We start from the raw sequence: 2,324 nt of genomic DNA on the forward strand, positions 1-2,324 counted from the left end.
GCCTTCGGCTGGGTCGCCCGCGCGCACGCCGTGATCGAGGGTGCCGCCCGCGCCGCCGAGCACTCGGGCCCGTTCGTGGTGCACCGCGCGCCGGGTTCCGGTGACGACGCGATCGTCGACCTGGCCACCGAGCTAGATGGCGGGCCCCGACGGGTCGTGGTGGTCACGGCCGATCGGGGACTGCGGGACAGGCTGCCGGGGAACGTCCTCGTCGTCGGGCCCCGGACCCTCCTCGGGTAACCCTCGCCGTTCCGTTCGACGGACCGGTCCCGCCCCCGTGCCGCGCGGGTGCACACTGGTTCGCATGACTGCGCCCGACCGCACGCCCGAGCTCACCCTCGGCCCGCTGCTCCGGTACGTCGACAGCACCGACGCGACGGTGTGGGTCGAGGTCTCCGCCCCGTGCGAGGTGACGATCCGCGCGGGGGACGAGGTGGCCACCGAACGGACCTGGGGCGTGCACGGCCACCACTTCGCGGTGCTGCACCTGTGCCACCTGCGTGAGGGGGAGGAGACGCCGTACACGGTGGAGCTCGACGGCGAGCAGGTCTGGCCGCTCGACCCGGGGAGGCCCAGCGTGATCTGCACGCCCCGCGCGGACGACACCGTGCGGCTGGCGTTCGGCTCGTGCCGGCGTGGTGAGAGCCAGACGCCGGAGGCGCTGCGGGAGATCGGCGCCGACGCGCTGGTGGGGCTGGCGCACCGGATGGCGCAGGCGCCGCGCCGCGAGTGGCCGGACGCGATGCTGCTCCTCGGCGACCAGGTGTACGCGGACATCCCCAGCCGCGAGATCGCCGAGCGCCTCGCCGAGCGCCGCGACGCCGGTCTGGGGCCGCAGTCGGTGCGGGACTCGGCGGGCGCGGGCGGCGACCGGGACGTCTCGGACGAGATCTGCGACTTCGAGGAGTACTCCTGGCTCTACCACGAGTCGTGGCGGGACCCGGACGTGCGCTGGCTGTTGTCCACCGTGCCGAGCTGCATGATCCTCGACGACCACGACCTGCGCGACGACTGGAACTCCTCGTACTCGTGGCGCCGCGAGATGACCGCCCAGCCGTGGTGGCGCGACCGCGTGATCGGGGCGTTCTCCAGCTACTTCGTCTACCAGCACCTCGGCAACCTCGCGCCGGACGAGCTCGAGGCGAACGAGACGTACCAGGCCCTGCGCCGCGCCTCCTCGGACGCGGAGCGCGAGCGCCTGCTGGAGGACTTCGCCGTGGCCGCCGACGCGGAGCGCGGCACGGTCCAGTGGAGTTACAAGCGCGACTTCGGTCGGGTGCGGGTGGTGATGCTCGACGTGCGGGCGTCGCGGCACCTGGATCCGGAGGACCGGCGGGTGATGGACGCCGACGAGTGGGCGTGGACGCGGGACGCGTGCCTGGACGCGGACGTGGACCACCTGGTGATCGGTTCGTCGTTGCCCGCGTTCATGCTGCCGGCGCTGCATCACGTGGAGGGGTGGAACGAGGCGGTGGCGCGCCATCGCCCGGAGATGCCGGTGTCCGCGAGGTTCGGGGAGTGGGCCCGGCGCGCGGTGGACCTCGAGCACTGGGGCGCGTTCCGCAACAGCTTCGACGACCTCGTGGGACTGCTCACCGAGGTCGCCGCGGGGGAGGGGCGTCCGGCACCCGCGTCGATCCTGCTGCTCGGCGGCGACGTGCACTGTTCGTACCTCGAGGAGGTGGAGCTCACCGCGCCGCGGGTGGCGGATTCGCCGACGCGCGTACACCAGCTGGTGATGTCGCCGTTCCGCAACCCGCTGCAGAAATCGATCCGCGCGGTGAACCGGCTGTCGGTGCGCGAGCCCCTGCCGGCGTTGACGCGTCGCCTCGCGCGGGCGGTGGGCGTGCGCGACCCCGAGGTGCGGTGGCGGGTGTCCGACGGCGTGTGGTTCGACAACGGCGTGATGACCCTCGTGCTGCGCGGCCGCCGCGCGAGGGTGCAGGTCGACCACGCGCGCGTCGAGTGGCCGGCGTGGGGGCTGGGTAAGGCCCTCACCCTGGTGCCGGGGCTGGCGCCCGACTCGTGGGGACGCAAGCCGGGAGACGACCCGACCGGGCAGGCCGGGCGCACCGGCCAGGCCGGGGGAGGGGGACGACGACGAGGTGGGGATTCGCTCGACCGCAAGCCCCGGCAGGTTCTGCGCAGGACGCTGACCAAGGAGTTGACCGCGGCGGACCCGCTCGCCGAGGGTGCTGCCGCCGGGGCCGGGAGCGGGGCCCCGCGGGCGGCGACGCCTTAGCCGGGTCGCCGGGCGGGGTGGGGCGGGGCGGGGCGCTCAGGCCAGGGCGGCCCGGAGTTCGCGGGCTGCGGCGGTGGGGTCC

The 2,324-nt window shown here is 74.4% G+C and carries 1 protein-coding gene and 1 pseudogene; both read left to right on the forward strand.

Translation table 11 applies throughout. The features are described from left to right. Positions 1-240, forward strand: a pseudogene (locus HMPREF3086_RS01750) (NUDIX hydrolase); the annotation flags it as partial. Positions 241-304: 64 nt separating this feature from the next. Beyond that, positions 305-2,242 (forward strand): alkaline phosphatase D family protein, encoded by a 1,938-nt coding sequence (locus HMPREF3086_RS01755; RefSeq protein ID WP_083324228.1) that lies wholly within the window; start codon positions 305-307, stop codon positions 2,240-2,242. Positions 2,243-2,324 lie beyond the last annotated feature (82 nt).

Origin of the sequence: Dietzia sp. HMSC21D01, from assembly GCF_001815995.1 — a bacterium.
In the GTDB taxonomy this organism is placed as follows: domain Bacteria; phylum Actinomycetota; class Actinomycetes; order Mycobacteriales; family Mycobacteriaceae; genus Dietzia; species Dietzia cinnamea.